The organism is Acidobacteriota bacterium (assembly GCA_030949985.1).
Lineage (GTDB): Bacteria > Acidobacteriota > Polarisedimenticolia > J045 > J045 > JALTMS01.
The window spans coordinates 1-1,866 of record JAUZRX010000121.1 but is presented as its reverse complement, the minus strand read 5'-3'; the positions used below and the strand labels follow the sequence as shown (position 1 = coordinate 1,866).

Annotated in this window: 2 protein-coding genes; one reads left to right on the top strand and one right to left on the bottom strand. The window is 61.9% G+C overall.

What is annotated here, in order from left to right:
* On the bottom strand, positions 1-447 hold a 447-nt coding region (locus tag Q9Q40_15510; protein ID MDQ7008628.1), incomplete at its 3' end, for a DUF45 domain-containing protein.
* Positions 448-1,184: 737 nt separating this feature from the next.
* Between Q9Q40_15510 and istA the strand changes: the two genes are divergently transcribed.
* The coding region (istA, locus tag Q9Q40_15505; GenBank protein ID MDQ7008627.1) for an IS21 family transposase at positions 1,185-1,866 on the top strand (682 nt) is incomplete at its 3' end.

Here is a 1,866-nt window from a genome sequence, read left to right as displayed (position 1 = left end):
ATCCAGCCCGGCCTCCCACCTGGCGATTACCGGAGGGATGAATTCATGCAACAGGGAATTCTGCCATTCATGGATTACGCTCGCGGGTCTGGCGTGGTCGCTTCCCGGCCTGACGCTCAGCATGATGCGTTTGTGGTCAATAGTCACAAACGCCTTGGCATCCTGCTCAATCACCGTCAACAGGTAACGGCGGCCCCACAGATAATGGCTTTCTCTTTCCACATACTCACGCGGCGTCTCCCGCGCCTGATTTCGCAGTTTCTCCTGCTGCTCGCGAAACCAGTCAATCTTCGAAATGGCGTAGGCGCGGGCAACCTCCGGGCGCGTGTGCTCCGGCGCGGACATGGTGACCCGGCCGTTTCGGGGGTGCACGGAAAGATGCACGTTCCTGATCTTTTTCCGCGTCACAGTAATCGCGATGTCGCCAAGGTCGATGATTTCGCTCATGCGTAGCCCGCCTGATTCTTGACTATATCAAACCATGCCAATGTCGCTGTTAGCGATCATCCAAAAACGTAGGAATCTGAACCTTGGCCGGTCCAGGGCGGAAAAAGCGGCATCATCCGCGCCGGAGGCGCGCGGTAGCCGGGAGTTGGGGTAGATTCTGTTGGGTCAGTAGAGAGAAGGAAGCCCCGGCCGATGGTGCGACCGGGGCCGGTAACTCGCGGGCGGTGTGATCGCCCACAAGCGCCATCGCTCGAGCTTGCCTTGATCACGCCGTTCCGTCCAGTGTTTTTCGGCGGGGCGCGATGCGGCGAGCGGCGCAAGTCCTTTTATTGCAGCGAGTTTGCCGTTACGCGGGCTGTGGCGGACTGTTCTTGATCTGCCGCCGTTGCGACCGGGGGCATGCGTACTGTTCGGACGAGTGTCGGAAGAAGGCGCGTTGCATTCAGCGTCGGCGAGCAAATCGTCGTCATCAACAGAGCCCGGAGGGGCGTCTGGATCACCGGGATCGTCAACGGGCTTACCGGCAACGTCAACGTGAGTCAGGCGTGACGGATCAACCTTCCGCGGCAGGGGGGAGTTGTAGCAGGCTCGCTGCGGAGACCGCTGCCGGGGATTTCCGGCTCTCGCGGCCCAGGGAGGTGTTCGATGATCGAGCGAGACCGAGGGTTTTGTGCAGATGTGCGTATTGCGGTCGTGCAGGCCGTCTCATCGAGCCGCATTACGGCACGGGGTGACCGATGATCTCGGCGGAGCAGCGAGCGGAGATCAGGCGTTTGTTTTTTGCGGAGCACTGGAAGGTCGGAACGATTGCGGCGGAGCTCGGGGTGCATCCGGATACGGTGCGCAGAGCGATCGACGTGGAGAGTTTCAAGTGGGGCAAGCAGAGACGGTCGTCGAACGGCGTGACGGGGCCCTACTTGGATTTCATCCGGGAAACGCTGAAGCACTACCCCCGTCTGCGGGCGACGAGGATCTACGAGATGATCCGTGCTCGCGGCTACACGGGAAGTGTGGTCCAGCTTCGCCGTGCGGTCAGGAAGCTCCGGCCGCGGACCCGCGAGGCCTTTCTCGAGTTGCGGACATTTCCCGGCGAACAGGGCCAGGTGGATTGGGCGCATTTCGGCACGGTGCCGGTCGGCCGGGCCCGGCGGCGGCTGTCCTGTTTCGTGATGGTCCTCTCCCACTCCCGCGCGATGTACCTGGAGTTTTTCTTCAGCCAGAGCCTGGAGGATTTTCTGCGCGGTCATGTCCGTGGCTTCTCGTTCTTCGAGGGTGTGCCGCGGGTCCTGTTGTACGACAATCTGCGATCGGTGGTGCTCGAGCGGAGGCGCGATGCGATTCGTTTTCACCCGCGGCTGCTGGAGTTGTGTGGGCACTATCACTTTCAGGCACGCCCCTGCCGGCCGGCGCGGGGGAACG